This window comes from Pseudomonas sp. AC242 (genome assembly GCF_979258655.1).
Genome location: NZ_OZ409873.1, coordinates 6,266,639 through 6,288,154, shown reverse-complemented (window position 1 = coordinate 6,288,154; position 21,516 = coordinate 6,266,639). Strand labels below are relative to the sequence as shown.

Below are 21,516 nucleotides of genomic sequence, written 5' to 3'. Positions count from 1 at the left end.
AATATGCGTTCCGACTCCAGCGCCAAAGCGTCGATCTACGCGTTAAATCGTGGATCGACGCCTCTAGGACGCCTAATTGAGGTTTTCGACGAGCAGCGCATCCACTCTCTGGAAGCCCCTTGGAAGCTTATTGCCACGACGTCCACGTTCACCTTTGTAGTGTTCGAGGTCGTCGGCCTTCAGCGACAGGGTGCGTTTTCCGGCCTGCAGCACCAACGTGGCGCCTTCCGGAATGACCGCGATGTCCGTGACATATTCTTCGCGACTGGCCACGCGCTCACCGGAAATACCGATGATCTTGTTGCCTTTGCCCTTACCTAATTGTGGCAGATCGCTGATTTTGAAGATCAGCAGGCGACCTTCGGTCGTGACCGAGGCCAGCCAGTTGTGCTCACGATCAGCTACCGGACGCGGCGCGATGACTTTGGCGTTGTTCGGCAGGCTCAACAGGGCTTTACCGGCCTTGTTCTTGGCTTGCAGGTCTTCGCCTTTGACCACGAAGCCGTAACCGGCGTCGGAGGCGATCACGTACAACGCATCGTCTTCCGGCATCAGCACACACTCGAACGAGGCGCCCGGCGGCGGCGTCAGACGACCGGTCAACGGTTCACCCTGACCACGCGCCGACGGCAACGTGTGCGCGGCGACCGAATAGCTACGGCCGGTAGAGTCAATCACCACGGCAGACTGGTTGGAGCGCCCCGCCGCCGAGGTCTTGAAGCCGTCGCCGGCCTTGTACGACAGGCCGGTAGCATCAATGTCATGACCTTTGGCCGAACGGATCCAGCCTTTTTCCGAGAGGACGACGGTGACTTTCTCGTTCGGCAGCAGATCGTGCTCGGTCAGCGCCTTGGCTTCGGTACGTTCGACGATTGGCGAACGGCGGTCATCGCCATAGGTTTCGGCGTCCTTGATCAGCTCGGTACGCACCAGTTTCTTCAGCTTGGCTTCGCTGCCCAGCAGCGCTTGCAGCTTGGCTTGTTCCTTGAGCAGTTCGTCCTGCTCGTCGCGCAACTTCATCTCTTCCAGTCGCGCCAACTGCCGCAGACGGGTGTCGAGGATGTAGTCGGCCTGAATTTCGCTGAGGGCGAAACGCTCGATCAGCTTGGCCTTCGGATGCTCCTCGGTGCGGATGATGTGGATCACTTCATCGAGGTTGAGGTAGGCAATCAACAAACCGTCCAACAGGTGCAGACGACGCTCGACCTTGTCGAGGCGGAATTGCAGGCGGCGACGCACGGTCAGCACGCGGAATTCCAGCCACTCGACCAGCAAGGCACGGAGGTTTTTCAGCTGTGGTTTGCCGTCCAGACCGATGATGTTGACGTTGACCCGGTAGGTCGACTCCAGCTCGGTGCTGGCGAACAGGTGCTGCATCAGCGCTTCGTGATCGACGCGGCTGTTGACCGGAATGATCACGATGCGGCACGGGTTTTCGTGGTCGGATTCGTCGCGCAGGTCAGCGATCTGCGGGGCTTTTGACGGCTTGGCCTGCATCAGCGCGGCGATCTGCTCCAGCACCTTGGCACCGGACACCTGGTGCGGCAGCGCGGTGACGATGATGTCGCCGTCCTCGACGTGGTAGACGGCGCGCATGCGCACCGAGCCTTTGCCGGTTTCGTACATCTTCAGCAGGTCGGCACGCGGCGTGATGATTTCTGCTTCGGTCGGATAGTCCGGGCCTTGAATGTGTTCGCAGAGTTGCTCGACCGTGGCTTTCGGCTCATCGAGCAGGCGCACGCACGCGGTGGCGACTTCGCGCAGGTTGTGCGGCGGCACGTCGGTGGCCATGCCCACGGCGATACCGGTGGTGCCGTTGAGCAGAATGTTCGGCAGGCGCGCCGGCAGCACCAGCGGCTCCTGCAGGGTGCCGTCGAAGTTCGGCCCCCAGTCGGCAGTGCCCTGGCCCAGTTCGCTGAGCAGCACTTCGGAATAACGCGACAGACGCGCTTCGGTGTAACGCATGGCGGCGAAGGACTTCGGATCGTCCGGCGCACCCCAGTTACCCTGACCGTCGACCAGCGTATAGCGATAGCTGAATGGCTGGGCCATCAGCACCATCGCTTCGTAGCACGCCGAGTCACCGTGCGGGTGGAATTTACCGAGCACGTCGCCGACGGTACGCGCCGACTTCTTGTGCTTGGAATCGGCGTCCAGGCCCAACTCGCTCATCGCATAAATGATGCGACGCTGCACCGGTTTCAGGCCGTCGCCGATATGCGGCAAGGCACGGTCCATGATCACGTACATGGAGTAGTTGAGGTAGGCACTTTCGGTGAAGTCGGCCAGCGAGCGGCGTTCTACACCGTCCAGGCTGAGATCAAGGGGGTTGCTCATGCAGGCCTCATCGGTTCGTTGTCTGGCGCAGCAGCATGGTGCCACCGCGCTGAGTAAATTCAAGTTTGTTCAGGGCGCTCATGCCAAGCAACACCTGATCGCCATGCAGCCCCGGCGCCACCAGTGCGCGGACGTCGCGCAGCACGATGTCGCCCAGTTGCAGGCGGTCGATTTTGGTCCGGTAGCCCTGGCTCAGGCCGTTGGCCGTGCTCAGGGTCACACCGAAACCTTCTTCCAGTTTCAAACGCTTGGCCAGATCCGCCGGGATCGCCACATCGGTCGCGCCGGTGTCGAGCATGAACTCCACCGGCTCACCGTTGATCTGACCGCTGGCGACAAAATGCCCTTGGGCGTTGCCGGCCAGCTTCACCTCGATAAAACCTTCGCCCTGCTCCGAACTGACGACGACGTTCGGATTCTGCTGACGTTGCTCCCACTGGCCGAAAAACCGCGTGGCCAGAAACAGCGCCGCGCACCACGCCAGAATCATCAGCACCCGACCGGCGCGCTTGCCCGGCGGCTGTTGACTCATGGCTTGGCGCTCCAGCCGCCATCAGGTGCGGCGAAGCGCCAGACGATCGGCCGAACCTCACCGTCGGCCCGCGGGCCGAAATTATTGTCGACGCCGACCCATGCACCATCAGCGTCAACGATCAGCGCCTCTTCCAGCCCGAAGTTCTGCGAATAACGGCGGTTGGCCTGTAACAGTTCAGCGGCGTACGACCAGCAACGCTCGACCTTGGCGGTCTGCGCATCGCGCCGACAAATCTGGAAAGCGTTGCGCTCAAGGGTAAACAATTTGCCGTTGAACAACGAAAGGTCGGAAAAGTCTCGGTCGACCGCTCTAGCCTTGGGGAACTGCGGCGGCTGCATTTCCTTGCCGCCCTCGCTGAGCAGCACGCAACGACCGTCGCAATCCCACACTGTCTGCTGGCGCTTGATCAGCAGCAAGCCACGGCTTTGCCGCTCGGCGGCCAGCCACATCTGATCGCCCGCCGGGCTGATCGCCAGGCCTTCGAAAATCGCATTGAAATGCAGGAGCATGCCGCTGGCCCGCGCTTCGCGAACCATCATCGGCGAGATCTTCAGCCAGTTGACCGGGCCGCTGACGGGCACCTGCAAGACCGCCGCATGGCCCTCGCTGACAATGTAGCGATTGCCGGTGCTGTCGCAACTGATGCCTTCGAAATCCAGGTCGCCACCGCGCACGAACGATGCGGCCCAATTGCGCGAGCGCAACCCCCACGGTAGACCGGTCTCCGGCACCAGGGGCACGTCGATGTGCAAGGCTTCGGCCTGCCAGACCTGATCGGCGGTATTGAGCCGATAGATCTGATCATCATCGCGGTCCGACACCGTCCACAACTCGCCGCCACACATGGCCAGCCCCGACAGGTTACCGCCGCGCATGCCGTCGACGGGGTGTTCGGAGAGCACGCGCAATTCCTGCAAAGGCTCGGCCGACACGCTCATCACACTCAGCAGCAACACACCCGCCAAGGCCCAGCCAAACCGCATCAGGCCAGCACCTCGGCGAGGTTGCCTTTGGATTCGAGCCAGGTCTTGCGGTCACCGGCGCGTTTCTTCGCCAGCAGCATGTCCATCATTTCCGAGGTTTCGGCAAAATCCTCGCCCAGCGTCAACTGCACCAGACGTCGCGTGTTCGGGTCCATGGTGGTTTCACGCAGCTGCGGCGGGTTCATCTCACCCAGACCTTTGAATCGGGTGACCTGCGGTTTGCCGCGTTTCTTCTCGGCGACCAGGCGGTCGAGAATGCCGTCGCGCTCGGCTTCGTCGAGAGCGTAGTAGATCTCTTTGCCCAAATCGATGCGGTACAGCGGCGGCATGGCGACGTAGACGTGACCGGCATCCACCAGCGGGCGGAAATGCTGGACGAACAACGCGCAGAGCAAGGTCGCGATGTGCAGACCGTCGGAGTCGGCGTCGGCGAGGATGCAGATCTTGCCGTAACGCAACTGGCTCATGTCCGCCGCGCCCGGGTCGACACCGATGGCCACGGCGATGTTGTGCACTTCCTGACTGGCCAACACTTCACTGCCGTCGACTTCCCAGGTGTTGAGGATCTTGCCGCGCAACGGCAGGATCGCCTGGAACTCTTTGTCCCGCGCTTGCTTGGCGGAACCGCCGGCGGAATCACCTTCGACCAGAAACAGTTCGGAACGCATCGGATCCTGCCCGGCGCAGTCGGCCAGTTTGCCCGGCAACGCGGGGCCTTGAGTGACGCGTTTACGCTCGACCTTCTTACTCGCCTTGAGACGACGACCGGCGTTATTGATTGCCAGCTCAGCCAGGGCCAGACCGGTTTCCGGGTTGGCGTTGAGCCACAGGCTGAACGCATCCTTGACCACACCGGAGACAAACGCCGCCGCTTCACGGGACGACAGACGCTCTTTGGTCTGGCCGGAGAATTGCGGCTCCTGCATTTTCATCGACAGGACGAACGCGATGCGCTCCCAGACGTCTTCCGGCGCCAGCTTCACGCCGCGCGGCAGCAGACTGCGGAATTCGCAGAACTCGCGCATGGCGTCGAGCAAACCCTGACGCAAACCGTTGACGTGGGTACCGCCCTGCGCCGTCGGGATCAGGTTGACGTAGCTTTCCTGCACCGCGTCGCCACCTTCCGGCAGCCACAGCAGCGCCCAGTCGACCGCTTCTTTATTACCGGCGAAAGCGCCGCAGAACGGCTCGTTCGGCAGGCGTTCGAATTCGCTGACGGCGTCGACCAGATACGAGCGCAGGCCGTCTTCGTAGTGCCACTCGACTTTCTCGCCGGTGCCTTTGTCTTCGAAGCTGACCAAAAGGCCCGGGCACAACACGGCCTTGGCCTTGAGCACGTGCTTGAGGCGGCTGATGGAGAATTTCGGTGAATCGAAATACTTCGGATCCGGCGCGAAGTACACGCTGGTGCCGGTGTTGCGCTTGCCGACGGTGCCGACGATTTCCAGCTCGGTGGCTTTGTAGCCATCGGCGAACGTCATCTGGTATTCGTTGCCGTCACGCTTTACGCGCACGCGCACTTCGGTCGACAAGGCGTTGACCACGGAAATACCCACACCGTGCAAACCGCCGGAGAACTGGTAGTTCTTGTTGGAAAACTTGCCGCCCGCGTGGAGTTTGGTGAGGATCAGTTCGACGCCCGATACGCCCTCTTCCGGGTGGATATCGACCGGCATGCCACGGCCGTCATCGCTGACTTCCAGCGAGTGATCGGCGTGCAGGATGACCTGCACCGATTTGGCGTGGCCAGCCAGGGCTTCGTCGACACTGTTGTCGATGACTTCCTGGGCGAGGTGGTTCGGCCGACTGGTGTCGGTGTACATGCCGGGGCGTTTGCGCACCGGGTCGAGGCCCGAGAGGACTTCGATGGCGTCGGCGTTATAAGAGCTAGCGCTGGGAGTGGCCATAGGGTCTCGTCGTCAGTCATTCATGAAATAGGGGCAAGACTTCACAGTGCGGTGAAATCGATTGCCTGATACACATCGGCACCAATGCCGGCAAAACTCAGCAACGCCGGCAATTGCCCGGCAAAGCCTTGGAAACTGTGGTCGCCGCCGGCCTGAATGCGCAAGGCACAGGCGCGGTAATACTGCTGGGCGAGGCGATAATCCAGTGTTTCATCGCCGGTCTGCAACCATACCTGATAGCGCTGGGCGTCCTGAGGCGCCGGCACTTCCAGTTCGGCCAGGGCCGTGACGTGGTCGTGGGTCAATTCCCAGGTTTCATCGGTATACAGGTTTTTCTGCGTGCCCAGATAGCCGTCGAACATCCGGTGCGGGCTGACCGCCGGGTTGACCAGCAGGGCTTTCAGGCCATGGCGCTCGGCCAGGTGAGTCGCATAGTAGCCGCCGAGTGAGCTTCCCACCAGCAGCGGGCTGCCCAGTTCGGCAATCGCTTGTTCCAACTGACCGATGGCTTCACGCGGGTGGTGATGCAGGGCCGGGACACGCAGTTTGTCGCTCAAACCCAGCTGCTCCATCACGGAGACCAGCTGACAGGCCTTTTTCGAGGCCGGGGCGCTGTTGAAACCGTGGATATAGAGGATCGAACCGGACATTTGAGCTCCCTGGGTGTCGGTTTGGGTTTGCGGAGTTTACAGGGAGAGAAGAGCGGATTGGGGGTGGTTTCGAGAAATTGGTTATTCAGCAGGGGCGGCCCTCACCCTAGCCCTCTCCCAAAGGGAGAGGGGACTGAATGGGGAATATTCAAGAACTACACCGACCTGAAAGTGATTGGGCGAATCCATAATCGACTCGGTATTTCAGGTCGGCGCATGACGCAATACACCTCGGTCGGCTCCCTCTCCCTCTGGGAGAGGGCTGGGGTGAGGGGCTCTTGATCGAAAATCAGTAACCTTCGGAACCGTAATCAACGGTAAAAGCAAATCCAGTCACACGCTCAACGCCGGTTTCAATTCGCCCATCCGGCAACAACCGCAACCACCGATACCCCGGCGCTTGCTCCCCCACCTTGAAGTCCACACTCCCCGGCTCGAACTGAATGCACGTCGAAGGCGAAGCCATCAAGCGCACGCCATTGCGCTCACGATCAATCTCCTGATGCACATGCCCCCACAACACCGCGCGAGCCTGTGGAAAACGATCCAGCACCTCGAAAAACGCCTCGGGATTGCGCAAACCAATCGGCTCCATCCACGCGCAACCGATCGACACCGGGTGATGATGAAAACAAACCAGATGATGGCGCTCCGGCGCTTCGCTCAGGGAGCGGGCCAGCAGCTGCAATTGATCATCCTGAAGATACCCCGGCACCGAACCCGGCACCGCCGAGTCCAGCAGCGTCACCCGCCAGTTACCGATATCGACTACCGACTCCAGCAACGCGCTCTGCACGGCGGCCTGGGCCATGATCATCGGTTCGTCGTGATTGCCGGGAATCCAGCGCGCCGGTGCGTCGATCTGCGCGCTCATCTGGCGAAACTGCTGATACGACGCCAGCGTGCCGTCCTGCGAGATATCGCCGGTGGCCAGAATCAGGTCGATCTGCGGCTGCTGCTCCAGCACCAACTCGATCACCTGTTGCAGGCTCTCGCGGGTGTTCATGCCCAGCAGCGTACCGTGCGCTTCAGCGAACAGATGGCTGTCGGACAACTGCACCAGCAGCGGCGAATCGGCGGAGGTCAACGTGGATACGCTCGGCAAGGCGCTCTCCCAAGGCAAAAGCACGGAATCGGTAGTGCCGCAATTATGCTGGGGGATCACTGAAAGAGGAAACTGCCGAACCGGACGCAGTTCACAACTAGCGTACGACTTCGTACTCGTGCCCCAACGCCAGGCAATGACTCAGCCATTCCCCCAGGAACAGATTGAGCTGGGCCTTTTCATCTGGCTGATGCATGGCCGCGTTCGGGTAAGGATAGATGCCGCGAAAGCGTCGTGCATGTTCGGCGCTGACCACTTCGGCCATGCGCGCGTCGTGATAGACCTGCACTTCCAGTTGCGGCACCGGCAGCCACGGCAGGCTGTGTTCCTGACGCACTTGCAACGTTGTGGTGTATGGGCAGGTTTGCAGCACTTCGAGGGCCAGCACGCCGAGCATCTGCTCGCCCTGGGTCACGGCGATGCGCCGCGCCTCGGGCTCGTTGCGCATGTCCGGCAGCAGTCGCATCAGGCGCGCGTAGTTGGCCTCGCAGGCGGCTTGCAGCCCCGCGAGGTCGACTCGATAACGATCGCGCAACTTGTTTACGACCATAACCCCCTCACTTCGGCGCGGTTCAGCGCCAGCCACTGCAAAGCGATGATGCTCGCCGCGTTGGCAATGCGACCGTCACGGACGGCCTGCAAGGCATCTTCAAAGGCCCAGACCGTGACGCGGATATCTTCTGCCTCTTCTTCCAGGCCATGCAGGCCGCCAACGCCGTCAGTGCTGCAACGCCCCAGATACAAATGCACGAACTCGTTGCTGCCGCCCGGCGACGGGAAATACTTGGTCATCGGCCACAGGGCCTTGATGTCCAGCCCAGCTTCCTCCTGCGCCTCGCGGTGAGCAACTTCTTCCGGCTGTTCATCCTTATCGATCAGACCAGCGACCAGTTCGACCAGCCACGGGTTGTCGGTCTTGCCCATGGCGCCGACGCGAAACTGCTCGATCAACACCACCTCGTCGCGCTGCGGATCGTAAGGCAGCACACACACGGCATCGTGGCGTACAAAGACTTCACGGTTGATCTCGCGGCTCATGCCACCGGCGAACAATTCATGACGCAGGTGCAAACGGTCGAGTTTGTAAAAACCCTCGTAGCAGCGCTCGCGTCGCACGACGTCGACGGTGGTCGGAATGGCGTTGGCAAAATCAGTCATGAGCATCCTCTTTTACTGCAGATCCATTACGAGTTGCCGCTTGTTACTGGCAACCTCGACTTCGCGCCATCCTAACGCGCCCGCACCGTTTGATGCAGCCCCTTTACCGTCAGCGGGATGGACGGTGGAGGCGAAACCCACTCTAATTAGCTTAGTGGCGAACTGACTGCTTCTGCGAGAGTCGAAGCGGATATCTTTTTGCCTTCCCCTGCTTTCGAAAGGACGCCCATGTCGCTTTTCAAAATTGCCTCCGTGGCCGCCATTGCCCTGACTCTGGGTGCGTGCGCCAGCCTGTTCCAGCCCAACTACCGCACGCCGCTGGAAACCACCCGCGATGCATCGGAACAACTGAAACCGGGCTGTTCCAACCCTGATTGCCCACTGGTGAACATCGACACCCTGCGCTTCCCGGCCGAACCTGCGCTGGACGGCATCATCGAAAAACGCCTGCTGCAAATGACCCGCACCGAGAAAAACGCCCAAGTAGCGCCAACCCTGGCGGCCTATCGCGAGCAGTTTTTGGCCAGTGCCGGCCCGCGCAACAGCAGCTATCTGCAAGCGAAAGTACGCGAGCAGCATGACGGCTTGGTGATCATCGAAGTGTCGAGCTACCTCGACACCGGCGGTGCGCATGGCACCCCGGGGCGCGGTTTCATCAACTATTCGCGCCAGCAGCACAAGGTGCTGAACCTGTCCGACATGCTCGTGCCGGGTCAGGAAGAGGCGTTCTGGAAAGCGGCGCAGGTCGCGCACAACAGTTGGTTGATCAGCACCAAGCTCGATCAGGAGCCGGAGTTCGTGGCGAACTGGCCGTTCGTGAAGACCCCGAACGTGGCGCTGACCTATGGCGGCGTGATCCTCAAGTACGACGTGACCACCATCGCGCCTTACGCGCTGGGCCACGTCGAACTGAAGATTCCTTATCCGCGTCTGAACGGCATTCTCAAGCCTGAGCTGTTTCCCGGCCGTAACTGAAGGTCCGGCCCAGCACTAGTTGCAACAGCCCTGCCAGCACCAGCGCCGGCAGGGTTGCGCCGACATCCGGATACAGATTCGCCAGCAAGTGGTAGGTGCTCACACCACCCAGCCACGCTAACAACGCCGGCCAGCGCAATGCCGCCGAAGCGACCTGAGCGCTGCGCTTGCGCAGGATGAAGTGATCGACCAGCACCACGCCGAACAGCGGCGCAAACACCGAGCCGATCAGCAGCAGGAAATTCTGGTACTGCGCCAACGGCGCCAGCAGGGCGATCAGCGTGCAGATCACGCCAATGGCCAAGGCCAGATGCTCGACTTTCAGGCGCAACAGAATCCCGCTGGAAACCGCTGCCGAGTGAATGTCGGCGAAGGCGTTTTCCGACTCATCCAGCAGAATCAGCAACAGCGGAATGCCCAGACCTGCACCGGCCAGTGCCAGCAGCAACGCATTGACTTCACCGCTCGGCGCGAACGCAAGCGTGTAAGCGACGCCAAGGCTCATCAGCCAGAAGTTGCCGATAAAGAAACCGACCGCAGTGCCACCAAAAACATTCTTCGCACGCTTGCCGAATCGCGAGTAGTCGGCGATCAGCGGCAGCCACGACAGCGGCATCGCAATGGCAATGTCAAAGCCCACAGCGAATGGCATCGAACCGTCACCAGCACGCGACCAGAGATCGGCCAGATCGGCTTTGGCAAACAGGTTCCAGGTCAGCCACAGGCACGCCGCCAACAGCAGCCAGATGCCCCACTTGCGCAGGATCTGCCGCACAAAAGTCAGCGGCCCGCTAACAGCAAGCAACGTCGCCAACGCCCCGAAAAACAGTGTCCACAAAACCGGGTTCGACCACAGCGAACCTTCGCTGAACGCGCGGGTGCCGAGCAGGCTGGCAGCGTCGCGCATGACGATGATTTCGAACGAGCCCCAACCAATCAGTTGCAGCAGGTTGAGCAGCGCCGGCAGGCTCGCGCCTTTGCTGCCGAGGCTGAGTTTCAGCGCGGCCATCGAGGACAGACCGGTGTCGCTGCCGATCACGCCAACGGCGGCCAGCAACAGTACGCCGACCAACGTGCCGAGGAAAATCGCCAGCAGCGAACCGGACAGGCCCAGACCTGGCGCGAGTAATGCGCCGGTCTGCAAAACCATCAGGCCGATGCCGAGGGAGAACCACAAGGAAAACAGATCGCGACCACCGAATACACGCTTGTCGACGGGTACGGCGAGGTCGGGGGAATAAGTGCTGGGTTGAATGCTCAAGGGTGTTATCTCAGAGGGACACTTGTTGTGATCGTTCCCACGCTCCGCGTGGGAACGCCTCTAGGGACCAGTGACGCGGAGCGTCACGGGCTGCATTCCCACGCAGAGCGTGGGAACGATCAGTACGGGCTCAAACCTTTTTGTACAGCTGACTGCCTTCCTTCTTGAACCGCTCGGCCTGTTCCGCCAGGCCTTGGGCGACGTCCACGTCGACCGCGTCGATCCGCTGGTTGGCCGCATACTCGCGGACTTCCTGAGTGATCTTCATCGAGCAGAATTTCGGCCCGCACATCGAACAGAAATGCGCGACCTTCGCCGAATCCTTCGGCAGGGTTTCATCGTGATACGAACGCGCGGTATCCGGATCCAGACCCAGGTTGAACTGATCCTCCCAACGGAACTCGAAACGCGCCTTGCTCAAGGCGTTGTCGCGAATCTGTGCGCCCGGATGCCCTTTGGCCAAGTCCGCTGCGTGCGCGGCGATCTTGTAAGTGATGATCCCGGTCTTCACGTCATCCTTGTTCGGCAGACCCAAGTGTTCCTTCGGCGTCACGTAGCAAAGCATCGCGCAACCGAACCAGCCGATCATCGCCGCACCGATACCCGAGGTGATGTGGTCGTAGCCCGGCGCAATGTCGGTGGTCAGCGGGCCGAGGGTGTAGAACGGCGCCTCATCGCAGCACTCCAACTGCTTGTCCATGTTCTCTTTGATCAACTGCATCGGCACGTGGCCCGGGCCTTCGATCATGGTTTGCACGTCGTGTTTCCAGGCGATCTTGGTCAGTTCGCCGAGGGTTTCCAGTTCGCCGAATTGAGCAGCATCGTTGGCGTCGGCAATCGACCCCGGACGCAAGCCATCACCCAGCGAGAAGCTGACGTCATAGGCTTTCATGATTTCGCAGATTTCTTCGAAATGCGTGTAGGCGAAGTTTTCCTTGTGATGCGCCAGGCACCACTTGGCCATGATCGAACCGCCACGGGAAACGATACCGGTCACGCGTTTGGCGGTCAGCGGCACGTAACGCAGCAGCACGCCGGCGTGAATGGTGAAGTAGTCGACGCCCTGCTCGGCCTGCTCGATCAGCGTGTCGCGGAACAGCTCCCAGGTCAGGTCTTCGGCCGCGCCGCCGACTTTTTCCAGCGCCTGATAGATCGGCACTGTGCCGATCGGCACCGGCGAGTTACGGATGATCCACTCGCGGGTTTCGTGAATGTGCTTGCCGGTGGACAAGTCCATGATGTTGTCCGCGCCCCAGCGAATGCCCCAGGTCAGTTTCGCCACTTCTTCTTCGATGGACGAACCCAACGCGCTGTTGCCGATATTGCCGTTGATCTTCACCAGGAAGTTACGGCCGATGATCATCGGTTCCAGTTCGGTGTGGTTGATGTTGGCCGGAATGATTGCGCGGCCACGGGCGATCTCTTCACGGACAAATTCAGGGGTGATGATTTTCGGCACGCTGGCGCCGAAGCTGTGACCCGGGTGTTGCTGATCCAGCAGGCCGGCGGCGCGGGCCACCTCAAGCTTCATGTTTTCGCGGATGGCGACGAATTCCATCTCGGGCGTGATGATGCCCTGACGCGCATAGTGCATTTGCGTGACGTTGGCCCCAGCCTTGGCGCGGCGCGGGTTGTTGACGTGGGCAAAGCGCAGCTTGGTCAGTTCCGGATCGGCGAGGCGCTCGCGACCAAAGTTGGAACTCAGACCCGCCAGGCGCTCGGTGTCGCCACGGTCATCGATCCACGCAGAACGCACATCGGCCAGGCCTTTGCGTACGTCGATCACCACGTTCGGATCGGTGTAGGGGCCCGAGGTATCGTAAACGGTGACCGGTGCGTTGATTTCACCGCCGAAGTCAGTCGGGGTCACATCAAGGGTGATTTCGCGCATCGGCACGAGGATGTCCGGGCGCGAGCCCTGAACGTAGACTTTTTGCGAACGGGTGAACGGCTTGACCGATTGCTCGTCGACCTTGGCCGAGTCACTCAGGTTGATCGCGTTTTTTGATTTTGTAGTCATCACGGGCTCTCCAGACAGCATCCAGGCAGTGGATTGTCGGAGCAGAACCTGAAAGGCACGGACGCACCAGGACCGGTGCTGTGCATCGTCGTCGAGCGTTCGATTGTCGAACAATTTCCCGGACGAAGCACAAGAGGACTCGCCGGGTGACGAGAAATCTTGTTCCCTACGCAGGCGCTAACCTGATCAGGTTCAACGGGATCCGAAATTATTCGATCTCAGCCTCATAGCAAGGCACCCCGACAAGAACCCGGCCAGTCTAGACACAACCGGCAAAGAACGCCAACACCGCAGCAAACACCATGATGAATGGCATAAATACAGGGGCTTGGCCGATTGTTGTGAGGCAAATGCGCAACTACACTCGCTTTGCCCCGCCACGCCTTGACGCTGCGGGGCCTGCGCCTTACCTTTGGCGCCCGGATTACTTCCATAATATTAATGCTAGGGATCGCCTCATGCTGCGCAAACTCTCACTGGCTGTTGCCGTGTCTTGTGCGTCCAACGCAATGGCCTGGGCAGCAGAAGCGCCCTTGTCGACCAAAACCGACCTGGTCAGCGTCTATCAGGAAGCGGTCGACAACAATGCTGATCTGGCCGCCGCCCGCGCTCAGTACGGTGCGCAGAAAGAAGTCGTGCCACAGGCCCGCGCCGGGTTGCTGCCGAACCTGTCGGGCGGTGCCGAAGTGGCCAATGTGCGCACGTCGATCGATCAACCCTCGGCCACTGCCAATCGCAGCGCTCACTCTTATCAAGCGACTCTGGCCCAGCCATTGTTCCGCGCCGATCGCTGGTTCCAGTACCAGGCCGCGAAGGACGTCAACGAGCAAGCCGCCCTGCAACTGTCGGCGACTGAGCAGAACCTGATCCTGCAATCGGCCGAAAGCTATTTCAACGTGCTGCGCAGCCAGGACAACCTCGCCTCGACCAAGGCTGAAGAAGCCGCATTCAAGCGCCAGCTCGACCAGTCCAACGAGCGCTTCGATGTCGGCCTGTCGGACAAGACCGACGTGCTGCAATCGCAAGCCAGTTACGACACCGCACGAGCCAACCGCATCGTTGCCCAGCGTCAGGTCGATGATGCCTTCGAAGCGCTGATCACCCTGACCAACCGCCAGTACAACTCGATTCAGGGCATCGTCCATACGCTGCCGATCCTGCCGCCGGCGCCGAACGATGCCAAGGCGTGGGTCGACACAGCGGCGAAACAGAACCTTAACCTGCTGGCGAGCAACTTCGCCGTCAGCTCGGCCGAAGAAACGTTGAAGCAGCGCAAGGCCGGCCATTTGCCAACCCTCGACGCCGTGGCCAAATACGAAAAGGGTGACAACGATGCGCTGGGATTTGCCAATCCGAACTCGTTCGGCACGCCTTATCACGGCAACGTCGAGCAGAGCACAGTCGGCTTGCAACTGAACATCCCGATCTACAGCGGCGGGTTGACCAGCTCGCAAGTGCGCCAGTCGTATGAGCAACTGAATCAGAGCGAACAACAGCGCGAATCCCTACGCAGGCAGATCGTCGAGAACACCCGCAACCTGCACCGTGCGGTGAACACCGACGTCGAGCAAGTGCAGGCGCGTCGTCAGTCGATCATTTCCAACCAGAGCGCGGTGGAAGCTACCGAGATCGGTTATCAGGTCGGTACGCGCAACATCGTTGACGTGCTCGATGCGCAGCGTCAGCTGTACACCTCGGTGCGCAATTACAACAACACGCGTTATGACTACATCCTCGACAACCTGCGTTTGAAGCAGGCGGCGGGGACACTGAACCCGGGTGACCTGGAAGATCTGCGGCGGTATCTGAAGGCCGATTACAACCCGGACAAGGATTTCCTCCCGCCGGATCTGGCCAAGGCCGCCGAGGCGCAGCTCAAGGCTCGGCCTTAAGCCTTAAAAACAAAAGATCGCAGCCTCCGGCAGCTCCTACAGGAAACGTATTCCAATGTAGGAGCTGCCGAAGGCTGCGATCTTTTTGCTTAATTGATCAATCTTCCCAAGCCATCCAGCAAGCGCTGCAACGCGCCCTGATTGCGGCGCATCACCGCCAGCCCGGCGTCGGCCATACGCTGCGCATCACGCGGCAATTCGAACAAGCGCTGCACCTCCACCGCCAGCCCTTCGGCATCATCCACTTCGGCCAACGCTCCGGCTTCACGCATTTGCGCGGCGATGTCGAGGAAGTTGAACAGGTGCGGGCCGCTGATCACCGGTTTGGCCAAGGCTGCCGGCTCCAGCAGGTTGTGCCCACCGTTAGGCACCAGGCTGCCGCCGACAAACGCACTGTCCGCCAAGGCATAGAGAAACAACAATTCGCCCATGGTGTCGCCGAGCAGTACTGAAGTCTTTGCATCGACCTGAGCTGCGGTCGAGCGTCGCACCGTGGCAAAACCTTCGCGCTGACACAGTTCGAACACCGAGTTGAAACGTTCCGGGTGACGCGGCACCAGGATCAGCAGGGCATCCGGATGATTGGTCAGCAAGCGGCGATGGGCATCGAGCACCACTTCGTCTTCGCCTTCGTGGGTGCTGGCGGCGATCCACACCGGGCGCTCCAGCGCCTGCCACTGCCCGCGCAGTTCGGCCGCGCGTTGCAGCAGTTGCGGGTCGATGGTCAGGTCGAACTTGATCGAACCGGTGACTTCGACTGTTTCCGCACGCGCACCCAGATCGCGGAAGCGCTGGGCTTCGGCTTCGGTCTGCACGGCGAACAAACTCATCTCGGCCAGCATCGGCGCGGTCAGCTTGCTGAAGCGGCCATAGCCGCGTGCGGAGCGCTCGGACAAGCGTCCGTTGGCCAGCGCCACCGCAATTCCACGCTTGGCGCACTGATGAATGTGGTTAGGCCACAACTCGGTTTCCATGATCACCGCAAGCTTGGGCTGAACGCGATCAAGAAAACGCGACGCCGCACACGGCAAGTCGTAGGGCAGATAGCAATGCTGAATGCGCGGCTCGTTGGCGAACAGCGCCTGAATCCGCTCCGACCCGGTCGGGGTCATGCAGGTCACGGTAATTGGCAACTGTGGATAACGTTGCAACAAAGCGCGGATCATCGGTGCGGCAGCGATGCTTTCGCCCACCGATACCGCGTGCACCCAGATGCCGCCGGGTTGCAACCTCGGCATGCCGTAGGAAAAACGTTCGCCAATCCGCTTGGCATACGCCGGCGCCTTGCGCGCCCGCAGCCATAGCCGAATCGCCACCAATGGCAGCCCCAGGTAAAACAGCGCGGTGTAGAGAGTTCTATTCATGGCGGCGGAGTTTATCGACTTTTGCCACCGATCGCCCGCAAGTGCACGGCAAAACGTTCGGCCAGCCAACGCGCGGCCGGGCCGAGCGGTTCGTCGCGGCGCCAGACCAGCTCAACCACCAGCGCCGGCGGCGTCCACTCACTGTCAAGTTCAACCATCAAGCCCTGATACGCCGAGTACTGCACCACATGGCGCGGCAACCAGGCCCAGCCCAGATCGCGCACCAGCCATTCGGACATCACGTAGAAACTGTCGGCGCGCCACACCTGCGGGCTGGCCGGCTCGTTGCCGGGATAGACGCTGGTTTGCGTCGACATCAGCAATTGTCGGTGTTGCGCCAGTTGTTGGCAGGTCACATAGGACTGCGCCGCCAGCGGGTGCTTGATGCCACAGACCGTGACCATCTCCACGCTGCCGAGGACGCGGCGCTCCAAGGCTTCGGGGATTTCATCGTGATAGAAAAGCAGGCCGAGGTCGGCGCGACGTTCGACCAGTTTTCGCGCGACCTCGCCTTGCGCGGCGCTGGTCAGTTGCACTTCAAGGCTGGGGAATTGCTCGGCCAGTTCACCGAAACTTTCCACCAGCGCCTGATAGGGCATCGCCTCGTCCTGGGCCACGCGCAGTTGCGCTTCCTGACCACGCATCATTGCCATCGCCCGGCCATTCAGACGCTCACACTGGCGCAGGACTTCCCGCGCTTCTTCGAGCAATGCTTCGCCCGCTTCAGTAAGGCTTGGCTGGCGACCGCTGCTACGCTCAAACAGGCTCACGCCCAGATCATCTTCAAGCATGGCAACAGCGTTGCTGATCGCCGATTGCGCCTTGCGCTGCTGGCGCGCCACGGCGGAAAACGAGCGATGTTCGGCCACATCGACAAACACCCGAAGTTGATCCAGATTCCACTGCATGCTGATTCGCCAACCCATCTTCAGAACAGATAGGTAATGACTTTACCCCATCTGGTGAATCACTAGAATGCCGCCTCAGCAAGCAACGTTTTACATTGAGGATCTGAACCATGAACGCCTACGCCTACCTGGCCATTGCCATCTGCGCCGAAGTGATCGCCACCGTATCGATGAAGGCCGTCAAAGGCATCAGCACCCCCCTGCCGCTAGTGCTGGTCATCGTCGGCTACGCGATTGCGTTCTGGATGCTGACGCTGGTGGTGCGCACCGTACCGGTCGGCGTTGCCTATGCGGTCTGGGCGGGTATGGGCATTGTGATGGTCAGCGTCGCGGCGCTGTTTATCTACGGGCAAAAACTGGATATCCCGGCGATGCTGGGGATGGCGTTGATCGTGCTGGGCGTCGTCGTGATCCAGTTGTTCTCGAAAACTGCCGGGCACTAAAGCCCAACCACATTCCCTTGTAGGAGTGAGCCTGCTCGCTCCCACATTTGGATTTGTGTTCGGCCTGTTGATCATCGACAAATCCGCCCCTTTCCCGAGTCTGTATACTGCGCCCTCGTCTTGAACACTGAGGTCGTTGCATGCCATCCGTTATTTCCACCGACGTTCTGATTGTCGGCGCTGGTGTCGCCGGCCTCTGGTTGAACGCGCGTCTGCGCCGCCAGGGTTTTTCGACCGTGCTGGTGGAAAGTGCCAGCCTCGGCGGCGGGCAAAGCGTTAAATCCCAGGGCATCATCCACGGCGGCGCCAAATACGCGCTGCACGGTGCTCTGACCGGCGCCTCGGAAGCCATCGCCGACATGCCGCGCCGCTGGCGTGAAGCGCTGGCCGGCAATGGCGAGCTGGACCTGTCCGGTGTGCGCCTGCTGTCCGAGGCCCATTACCTGTGGTCGCCGGGGACCCTCGCCGGCAACCTCACCAGTTTCTTCGCCAGCAAAGCGGTGCGCGGCCGCGTTGATCAGGTCAAGGGCGAGCAACTGCCGCCAGCCCTGCAAGACAAGCGCTTCAAGGGCAAGGTCTATCGTCTCGCCGAACTCGTCGTGGATGTGCCAAGCCTGATCCAGCGTCTGGCCGATCTGGCCGGCGATGGCCTGCTCGCCGGGCAAACCATCGAGCCGTTGCTGGAAGCGGGCGTGCTGGTCGGGTTGCAAGTCGACGGCCGCGAGATTCGCGCTCAGCGCATCGTCCTCAGCGCCGGCGCGGGTACCGCCCAACTGCTTGAAGACCTCGGTCTGAGCCAGCCGGCCATGCAACGCCGGCCGCTGCACATGATCCTCGCCAAAGGCCCGGGCCTGAAACCGTTGTACGCCCACTGCCTGGGTGGCGGCAGCAAACCGCGGATCACCGTGACCACACACCCGGCGGCTGACGGCCAATGGGTCTGGTACATGGGCGGCGACATCGCCGAAAGCGAAGGCGTGCACCGCGAGCCGGCCGAGCAGATCGCCACCGCGCAGAAAGAGATCGCACAGTTGCTGCCGTGGATCGACCTCAGCGCCACGCAATGGGCGACCCTGCGGGTTGACCGTGCCGAACCACTGCAAACCGGGCTGACACGCCCGGACAACGCCTTTCTCGCCGAGCAGGGGCGCTTGCTGGTCGGCTGGCCAACCAAACTGGCGCTGGCACCGGACTTCGCTGACCGGGTCATCGCCTCTCTCGAGCGCGACGGCATCCAGCCGCAAGCCGCCGAACCTTTGCCGGCGCTGCCAAAACCACCCATGGGCGTTCCCGCCTGGGAGCAACTGCTGCCATGACCATTGCCAATCTGCACGACCTTCATCGACCGTTGGGCAGCACCGGCCTGATGGTTTCGCCACTGGGTCTGGGCACGGTCAAACTCGGCCGTGACCAAGGCGTGAAATACCCCAACGGTTTTCAGATTCCCGGCGACGACGAAGCGCGCATGCTGCTGCGTCAGGCGCGGGAATTGGGCATCAACCTGATCGACACCGCCCCGGCCTATGGCCGCAGCGAAGAGCGTCTCGGCCCGCTGCTGCGTGGCCAGCGTCAGGACTGGGTAATCGTCAGCAAGGTCGGCGAAGAGTTTGCCGATGGTCTGTCGCGCCACGATTTCAGTGCAGCACACACACGAATGTCGGTGGAACGCAGCCTGCAACGTCTTGAAACCGATTTTATCGACCTGGTGCTGGTGCATTCCGACGGCAACGACATGGCAATTCTCGAGCACGAAGAGGTGTACGCCACCCTCGCGGCGCTCAAGGCCGAAGGCAAGATTCGCGGCTTCGGCTTTTCCGGAAAAACCGTCGAAGGTGGCCTCAAGGCACTGGAGCAAGGTGACTGCGCAATGGTCACCTACAATCTGAACGAACAAAACGAGAAAGCTGTCATTGACTATGCTGCTGTCCACGGCAAAGCCATTCTGGTGAAAAAAGCCTTGGCCAGCGGTCATGTCTGCCTGAGCCCGGGCGTCGACCCGGTGCGCGCCAGCTTCGAATTGCTGTTCGCACAGCCTGGCGTGGCCAGTGCTATTGTCGGCACGATCAATCCGCTGCACCTCGCCCACAACGTTGCGACCGTTGCCCAGGTCCTACGTGGTCACTGACGCCGCCTCGCGGCCTTAAGCAGGAGCCGATATGCCGCGCACGCTCATCAGAAAGAACCCGAGCAACTTCAAGACCCTGCCGCTGTACGTCGAAGCCACCCCCGAAGGCCTGACCTATCAGAGCGTCGGCATGCCGCTGAACTTCGCGCAGACCTTGCAGCGGCGCAAACCGGTGAGCGTGGCCGACACTGAGCGCTTCTCGCTGGAGCTGGCCAATCTCGGCGTTTCGGTACGTCTGACCCTGCATTGGCAGAATCGCGATTATTGGGTGCTGGTGCGCCAGCGCCGACAGGACCGTGGCGACGTCGTGCTCAAATTGATTTCCGGTTACGTGCCGGCTCATGAGCTGAATATCCCGCTACACACGGCCATTCAGGAAATTGCTGAAGAGTGTTTGCTCGAGACACCGGAAGGCTGGCTCGGCGGGCGCTTCAACGACACTTGGCTGCCAGCCCCCTACTCTGCAGCTCTGCATTATCGCGAAGCCCTGCCGTTTCGCCTGACCCCGTTGTCCGGCTCAGCGCGACCGATCCGTAGCGCCAATCTGCAATTGCTCGAACGGCCTCGGGCCTACGTACACCTGCCGACCGCGTCACTGCAATTGATCTACGACTTGCGCCTGGATGTGCCCAAGGAAGCCAAGTCCCTGAGTCTGTTCCACGTCGACGAGCGTCTGGAAGGTGATCAACTGGTGGCCAGACTCGACCGCAAGCGCCCCGACCTGTACTTGATGCCACTCAAGGACGGCGCGCCACTGGCCGAGCTATACACGCTCAAGCGCGACAAACTGGTGCCGGCCAGCACCCGAGGTCTGTATCTGGCCGAGAGCTTTGCGACACAAACCGGCTGGGTCGTGCGCGAGGAGCGGATTCGCTGGAAGGACTGGCTGGTGCAACAGGGTCTGCAACCGGCGAAAGCCCCGCGTCAGGGGCTCAAGCAGTTGAGCATCAAGGCGCTGCGTTTGGTCGGGCTGGGCAAAAAAACCGCCAAATAGCGGTTTAGCGGCGGCGATCCCACCACGTGCGCAACGCGGCGAAGAAATGGAAGTAGCGGTTTTCGCGCTTGCCCATGCCGCGCTTGGGCGAGAACGACTCCTCGGCAAATGCGCCGGTAATGCGCACTCGTGATGCCTGAGTCGGCAGTGTGCAGATTTTGGCATCCACCTGCTGCAACGCATATTTGAGCAAGCGCTCGGAATGCAGCTTGCGACCTGTCGCCTTGCAGAAATCGAAAATGCGCTCGACCCGTTTGCCGTACGCGACATAGTTATCGCGCCCGCAAACCGCGAAACGGTCGTTCAAACCACCCCACCACTGCCAATCAGGAATGTAGGCGTTGTGTCGCCGCGCCTGCGGATGATTGAACACATAGCCGGGCAGCGCGGTGTGGAAGAAATTGTCCGGGCGCACGAACACAACGAAATCCGGATCGAAGGATTCGATCATCAAGGTCACGGTGTGCAACGAGTTGAGCTGATAGATCAGATTACGCAGCGACGCATAGTCATCGGCCCAAGTGTCGCCCTGTGCTTTGACCTGCTCGAAATCCCAGCGCTCCAGCACACCTTCGGTCGAGGTGAGCGTGCCGGTCATCGACTCGAACGGCTGGTAATTGTCCGCCTTCAGTTCACCCTTCTCGCCGGACCGCGTGTTCTGCACCTCATCGATCTTGTACAGATGGTAGAAGCACTTAACGTCGCTGCCCGCAGGCAACTGCGCAAGAACGTTCTGTTCGATAGAGGGGAAGCAGATTGTCGAATTTCTCGGGATCCCGAAAAAAGCCACGGCAATTTTCAACACTCAACAGCACCTTTTGAAAATGGTTCGGGCCTGACGGCAACCGGATTCACGATG

General features: G+C 60.9%; 19 protein-coding genes and 1 riboswitch. Of the genes, 6 read left to right on the top strand and 13 right to left on the bottom strand.

Features of this window, described 5'->3' with window-relative positions; translation table 11 throughout:
- Window positions 1-72: 72 nt before the first annotated feature.
- The 8 genes from parC to ACZZ0A_RS28265 all read right to left on the bottom strand — a co-directional run bounded on the left by parC (window position 73) and on the right by ACZZ0A_RS28265 (window position 8,675).
- A complete protein-coding gene (parC, locus tag ACZZ0A_RS28300; protein ID WP_007915778.1) occupies window positions 73-2,337 on the bottom strand; it encodes a DNA topoisomerase IV subunit A in 2,265 nt (754 codons plus the stop codon).
- A 7-nt stretch (window positions 2,338-2,344) separates the two neighbouring features.
- Window positions 2,345-2,869, bottom strand: a complete 525-nt coding sequence (locus ACZZ0A_RS28295) for a retropepsin-like aspartic protease family protein (RefSeq protein ID WP_007915776.1) — start codon at window positions 2,867-2,869, stop codon at window positions 2,345-2,347.
- A complete protein-coding gene (locus ACZZ0A_RS28290; RefSeq protein WP_007915773.1) occupies window positions 2,866-3,855 on the bottom strand; it encodes an esterase-like activity of phytase family protein in 990 nt (329 codons plus the stop codon). The genes ACZZ0A_RS28295 and ACZZ0A_RS28290 overlap by 4 nt, the downstream gene beginning before the upstream one ends.
- A complete protein-coding gene (gene parE, locus ACZZ0A_RS28285; protein WP_007915770.1) occupies window positions 3,855-5,762 on the bottom strand; it encodes a DNA topoisomerase IV subunit B in 1,908 nt (635 codons plus the stop codon). Before parE ends, ACZZ0A_RS28290 begins: the two co-directional genes overlap by 1 nt.
- A gap of 41 nt (window positions 5,763-5,803) precedes the next feature.
- On the bottom strand, window positions 5,804-6,412 hold the full coding sequence (locus tag ACZZ0A_RS28280; protein ID WP_095113482.1) for a YqiA/YcfP family alpha/beta fold hydrolase: 609 nt from the start codon (window positions 6,410-6,412) through the stop codon (window positions 5,804-5,806).
- Window positions 6,413-6,701: 289 nt separating this feature from the next.
- Window positions 6,702-7,517, bottom strand: coding sequence for a 3',5'-cyclic-AMP phosphodiesterase (gene cpdA, locus ACZZ0A_RS28275; protein WP_463544023.1), 816 nt, complete (start codon window positions 7,515-7,517; stop codon window positions 6,702-6,704).
- Window positions 7,518-7,614: 97 nt separating this feature from the next.
- Window positions 7,615-8,067 (bottom strand): DUF1249 domain-containing protein, encoded by a 453-nt coding sequence (locus tag ACZZ0A_RS28270; RefSeq protein ID WP_095113480.1) that lies wholly within the window; start codon window positions 8,065-8,067, stop codon window positions 7,615-7,617.
- Window positions 8,058-8,675: an NUDIX domain-containing protein gene (locus ACZZ0A_RS28265; protein WP_463544022.1), complete on the bottom strand. Its 618-nt coding sequence runs from the start codon at window positions 8,673-8,675 to the stop codon at window positions 8,058-8,060. Before ACZZ0A_RS28265 ends, ACZZ0A_RS28270 begins: the two co-directional genes overlap by 10 nt.
- A gap of 228 nt (window positions 8,676-8,903) precedes the next feature.
- Between ACZZ0A_RS28265 and ACZZ0A_RS28260 the strand changes: the two genes are divergently transcribed.
- Entirely contained in the window at window positions 8,904-9,650 is a 747-nt protein-coding gene (locus ACZZ0A_RS28260; protein ID WP_007915753.1) for an RsiV family protein, read from the top strand.
- Here ACZZ0A_RS28260 and cytX read toward each other — a convergent pair.
- Window positions 9,619-10,911 carry a putative hydroxymethylpyrimidine transporter CytX gene (gene cytX, locus ACZZ0A_RS28255; protein WP_463544021.1) on the bottom strand — a complete coding sequence of 431 codons (1,293 nt, stop codon included), beginning with the start codon at window positions 10,909-10,911 and terminating at the stop codon, window positions 9,619-9,621. The genes ACZZ0A_RS28260 and cytX overlap by 32 nt on opposite strands.
- 130 nt (window positions 10,912-11,041) lie before the next feature.
- On the bottom strand, window positions 11,042-12,931 hold the full coding sequence (gene thiC / locus ACZZ0A_RS28250; RefSeq protein ID WP_007915736.1) for a phosphomethylpyrimidine synthase ThiC: 1,890 nt from the start codon (window positions 12,929-12,931) through the stop codon (window positions 11,042-11,044).
- Between the two features lie 146 nt (window positions 12,932-13,077).
- Window positions 13,078-13,183: riboswitch (TPP riboswitch) on the bottom strand.
- 206 nt (window positions 13,184-13,389) lie between these two features.
- On the opposite strand from thiC, the gene ACZZ0A_RS28245 reads away from it, so the two are divergent.
- The gene (locus tag ACZZ0A_RS28245) at window positions 13,390-14,823 is read left to right on the top strand and encodes a TolC family outer membrane protein (protein WP_007915734.1); all 1,434 of its coding nucleotides are present in this window, start codon (window positions 13,390-13,392) and stop codon (window positions 14,821-14,823) included.
- Window positions 14,824-14,912: 89 nt separating this feature from the next.
- Here the strand turns inward: ACZZ0A_RS28245 and waaA are convergent, their stop codons facing one another.
- Window positions 14,913-16,187, bottom strand: coding sequence for a lipid IV(A) 3-deoxy-D-manno-octulosonic acid transferase (gene waaA / locus ACZZ0A_RS28240; RefSeq protein ID WP_414893197.1), 1,275 nt, complete (start codon window positions 16,185-16,187; stop codon window positions 14,913-14,915).
- An 11-nt stretch (window positions 16,188-16,198) separates the two neighbouring features.
- The gene (locus ACZZ0A_RS28235; protein WP_176472350.1) at window positions 16,199-17,101 is read right to left on the bottom strand and encodes a LysR family transcriptional regulator; all 903 of its coding nucleotides are present in this window, start codon (window positions 17,099-17,101) and stop codon (window positions 16,199-16,201) included.
- Window positions 17,102-17,205: 104 nt separating this feature from the next.
- Here ACZZ0A_RS28235 and ACZZ0A_RS28230 point away from each other — a divergent pair, with 104 nt between their 5' ends.
- The 4 genes from ACZZ0A_RS28230 (at window position 17,206) to ACZZ0A_RS28215 (ending at window position 20,657) form a co-directional block, all read left to right on the top strand.
- Entirely contained in the window at window positions 17,206-17,538 is a 333-nt protein-coding gene (locus tag ACZZ0A_RS28230; protein WP_007915730.1) for a DMT family transporter, read from the top strand.
- 140 nt (window positions 17,539-17,678) lie between these two features.
- Window positions 17,679-18,854 carry an NAD(P)/FAD-dependent oxidoreductase gene (locus ACZZ0A_RS28225; RefSeq protein ID WP_095113477.1) on the top strand — a complete coding sequence of 392 codons (1,176 nt, stop codon included), beginning with the start codon at window positions 17,679-17,681 and terminating at the stop codon, window positions 18,852-18,854.
- The gene (locus ACZZ0A_RS28220; protein WP_123376886.1) at window positions 18,851-19,663 is read left to right on the top strand and encodes an aldo/keto reductase; all 813 of its coding nucleotides are present in this window, start codon (window positions 18,851-18,853) and stop codon (window positions 19,661-19,663) included. The genes ACZZ0A_RS28225 and ACZZ0A_RS28220 overlap by 4 nt, the downstream gene beginning before the upstream one ends.
- Window positions 19,664-19,694: 31 nt before the next feature.
- Window positions 19,695-20,657, top strand: a complete 963-nt coding sequence (locus tag ACZZ0A_RS28215; protein ID WP_414893196.1) for a metal ABC transporter ATPase — start codon at window positions 19,695-19,697, stop codon at window positions 20,655-20,657.
- A 4-nt stretch (window positions 20,658-20,661) separates the two neighbouring features.
- On the opposite strand, the gene ACZZ0A_RS28210 is transcribed toward ACZZ0A_RS28215, so the two are convergent.
- Entirely contained in the window at window positions 20,662-21,462 is an 801-nt protein-coding gene (locus tag ACZZ0A_RS28210; RefSeq protein ID WP_463544020.1) for a hypothetical protein, read from the bottom strand.
- Window positions 21,463-21,516: the final 54 nt, after the last annotated feature.

What these genes read in the sequence shown, in the direction of transcription:
- parC (WP_007915778.1), bottom strand. Translation starts at nt 2,337, where the DNA reads ATGAGCAACCCCCTTGATCTCAGCCTGGACGGTGTAGAACGCCGCTCG.
- ACZZ0A_RS28295 (WP_007915776.1), bottom strand. Translation starts at nt 2,869, where the DNA reads ATGAGTCAACAGCCGCCGGGCAAGCGCGCCGGTCGGGTGCTGATGATT.
- ACZZ0A_RS28290 (WP_007915773.1), bottom strand. Translation starts at nt 3,855, where the DNA reads ATGCGGTTTGGCTGGGCCTTGGCGGGTGTGTTGCTGCTGAGTGTGATG.
- parE (WP_007915770.1), bottom strand. Translation starts at nt 5,762, where the DNA reads ATGGCCACTCCCAGCGCTAGCTCTTATAACGCCGACGCCATCGAAGTC.
- ACZZ0A_RS28280 (WP_095113482.1), bottom strand. Translation starts at nt 6,412, where the DNA reads ATGTCCGGTTCGATCCTCTATATCCACGGTTTCAACAGCGCCCCGGCC.
- ACZZ0A_RS28270 (WP_095113480.1), bottom strand. Translation starts at nt 8,067, where the DNA reads ATGGTCGTAAACAAGTTGCGCGATCGTTATCGAGTCGACCTCGCGGGG.
- ACZZ0A_RS28265 (WP_463544022.1), bottom strand. Translation starts at nt 8,675, where the DNA reads ATGACTGATTTTGCCAACGCCATTCCGACCACCGTCGACGTCGTGCGA.
- ACZZ0A_RS28260 (WP_007915753.1), top strand. Translation starts at nt 8,904, where the DNA reads ATGTCGCTTTTCAAAATTGCCTCCGTGGCCGCCATTGCCCTGACTCTG.
- thiC (WP_007915736.1), bottom strand. Translation starts at nt 12,931, where the DNA reads ATGACTACAAAATCAAAAAACGCGATCAACCTGAGTGACTCGGCCAAG.
- ACZZ0A_RS28245 (WP_007915734.1), top strand. Translation starts at nt 13,390, where the DNA reads ATGCTGCGCAAACTCTCACTGGCTGTTGCCGTGTCTTGTGCGTCCAAC.
- waaA (WP_414893197.1), bottom strand. Translation starts at nt 16,187, where the DNA reads ATGAATAGAACTCTCTACACCGCGCTGTTTTACCTGGGGCTGCCATTG.
- ACZZ0A_RS28230 (WP_007915730.1), top strand. Translation starts at nt 17,206, where the DNA reads ATGAACGCCTACGCCTACCTGGCCATTGCCATCTGCGCCGAAGTGATC.
- ACZZ0A_RS28225 (WP_095113477.1), top strand. Translation starts at nt 17,679, where the DNA reads ATGCCATCCGTTATTTCCACCGACGTTCTGATTGTCGGCGCTGGTGTC.
- ACZZ0A_RS28220 (WP_123376886.1), top strand. Translation starts at nt 18,851, where the DNA reads ATGACCATTGCCAATCTGCACGACCTTCATCGACCGTTGGGCAGCACC.
- ACZZ0A_RS28215 (WP_414893196.1), top strand. Translation starts at nt 19,695, where the DNA reads ATGCCGCGCACGCTCATCAGAAAGAACCCGAGCAACTTCAAGACCCTG.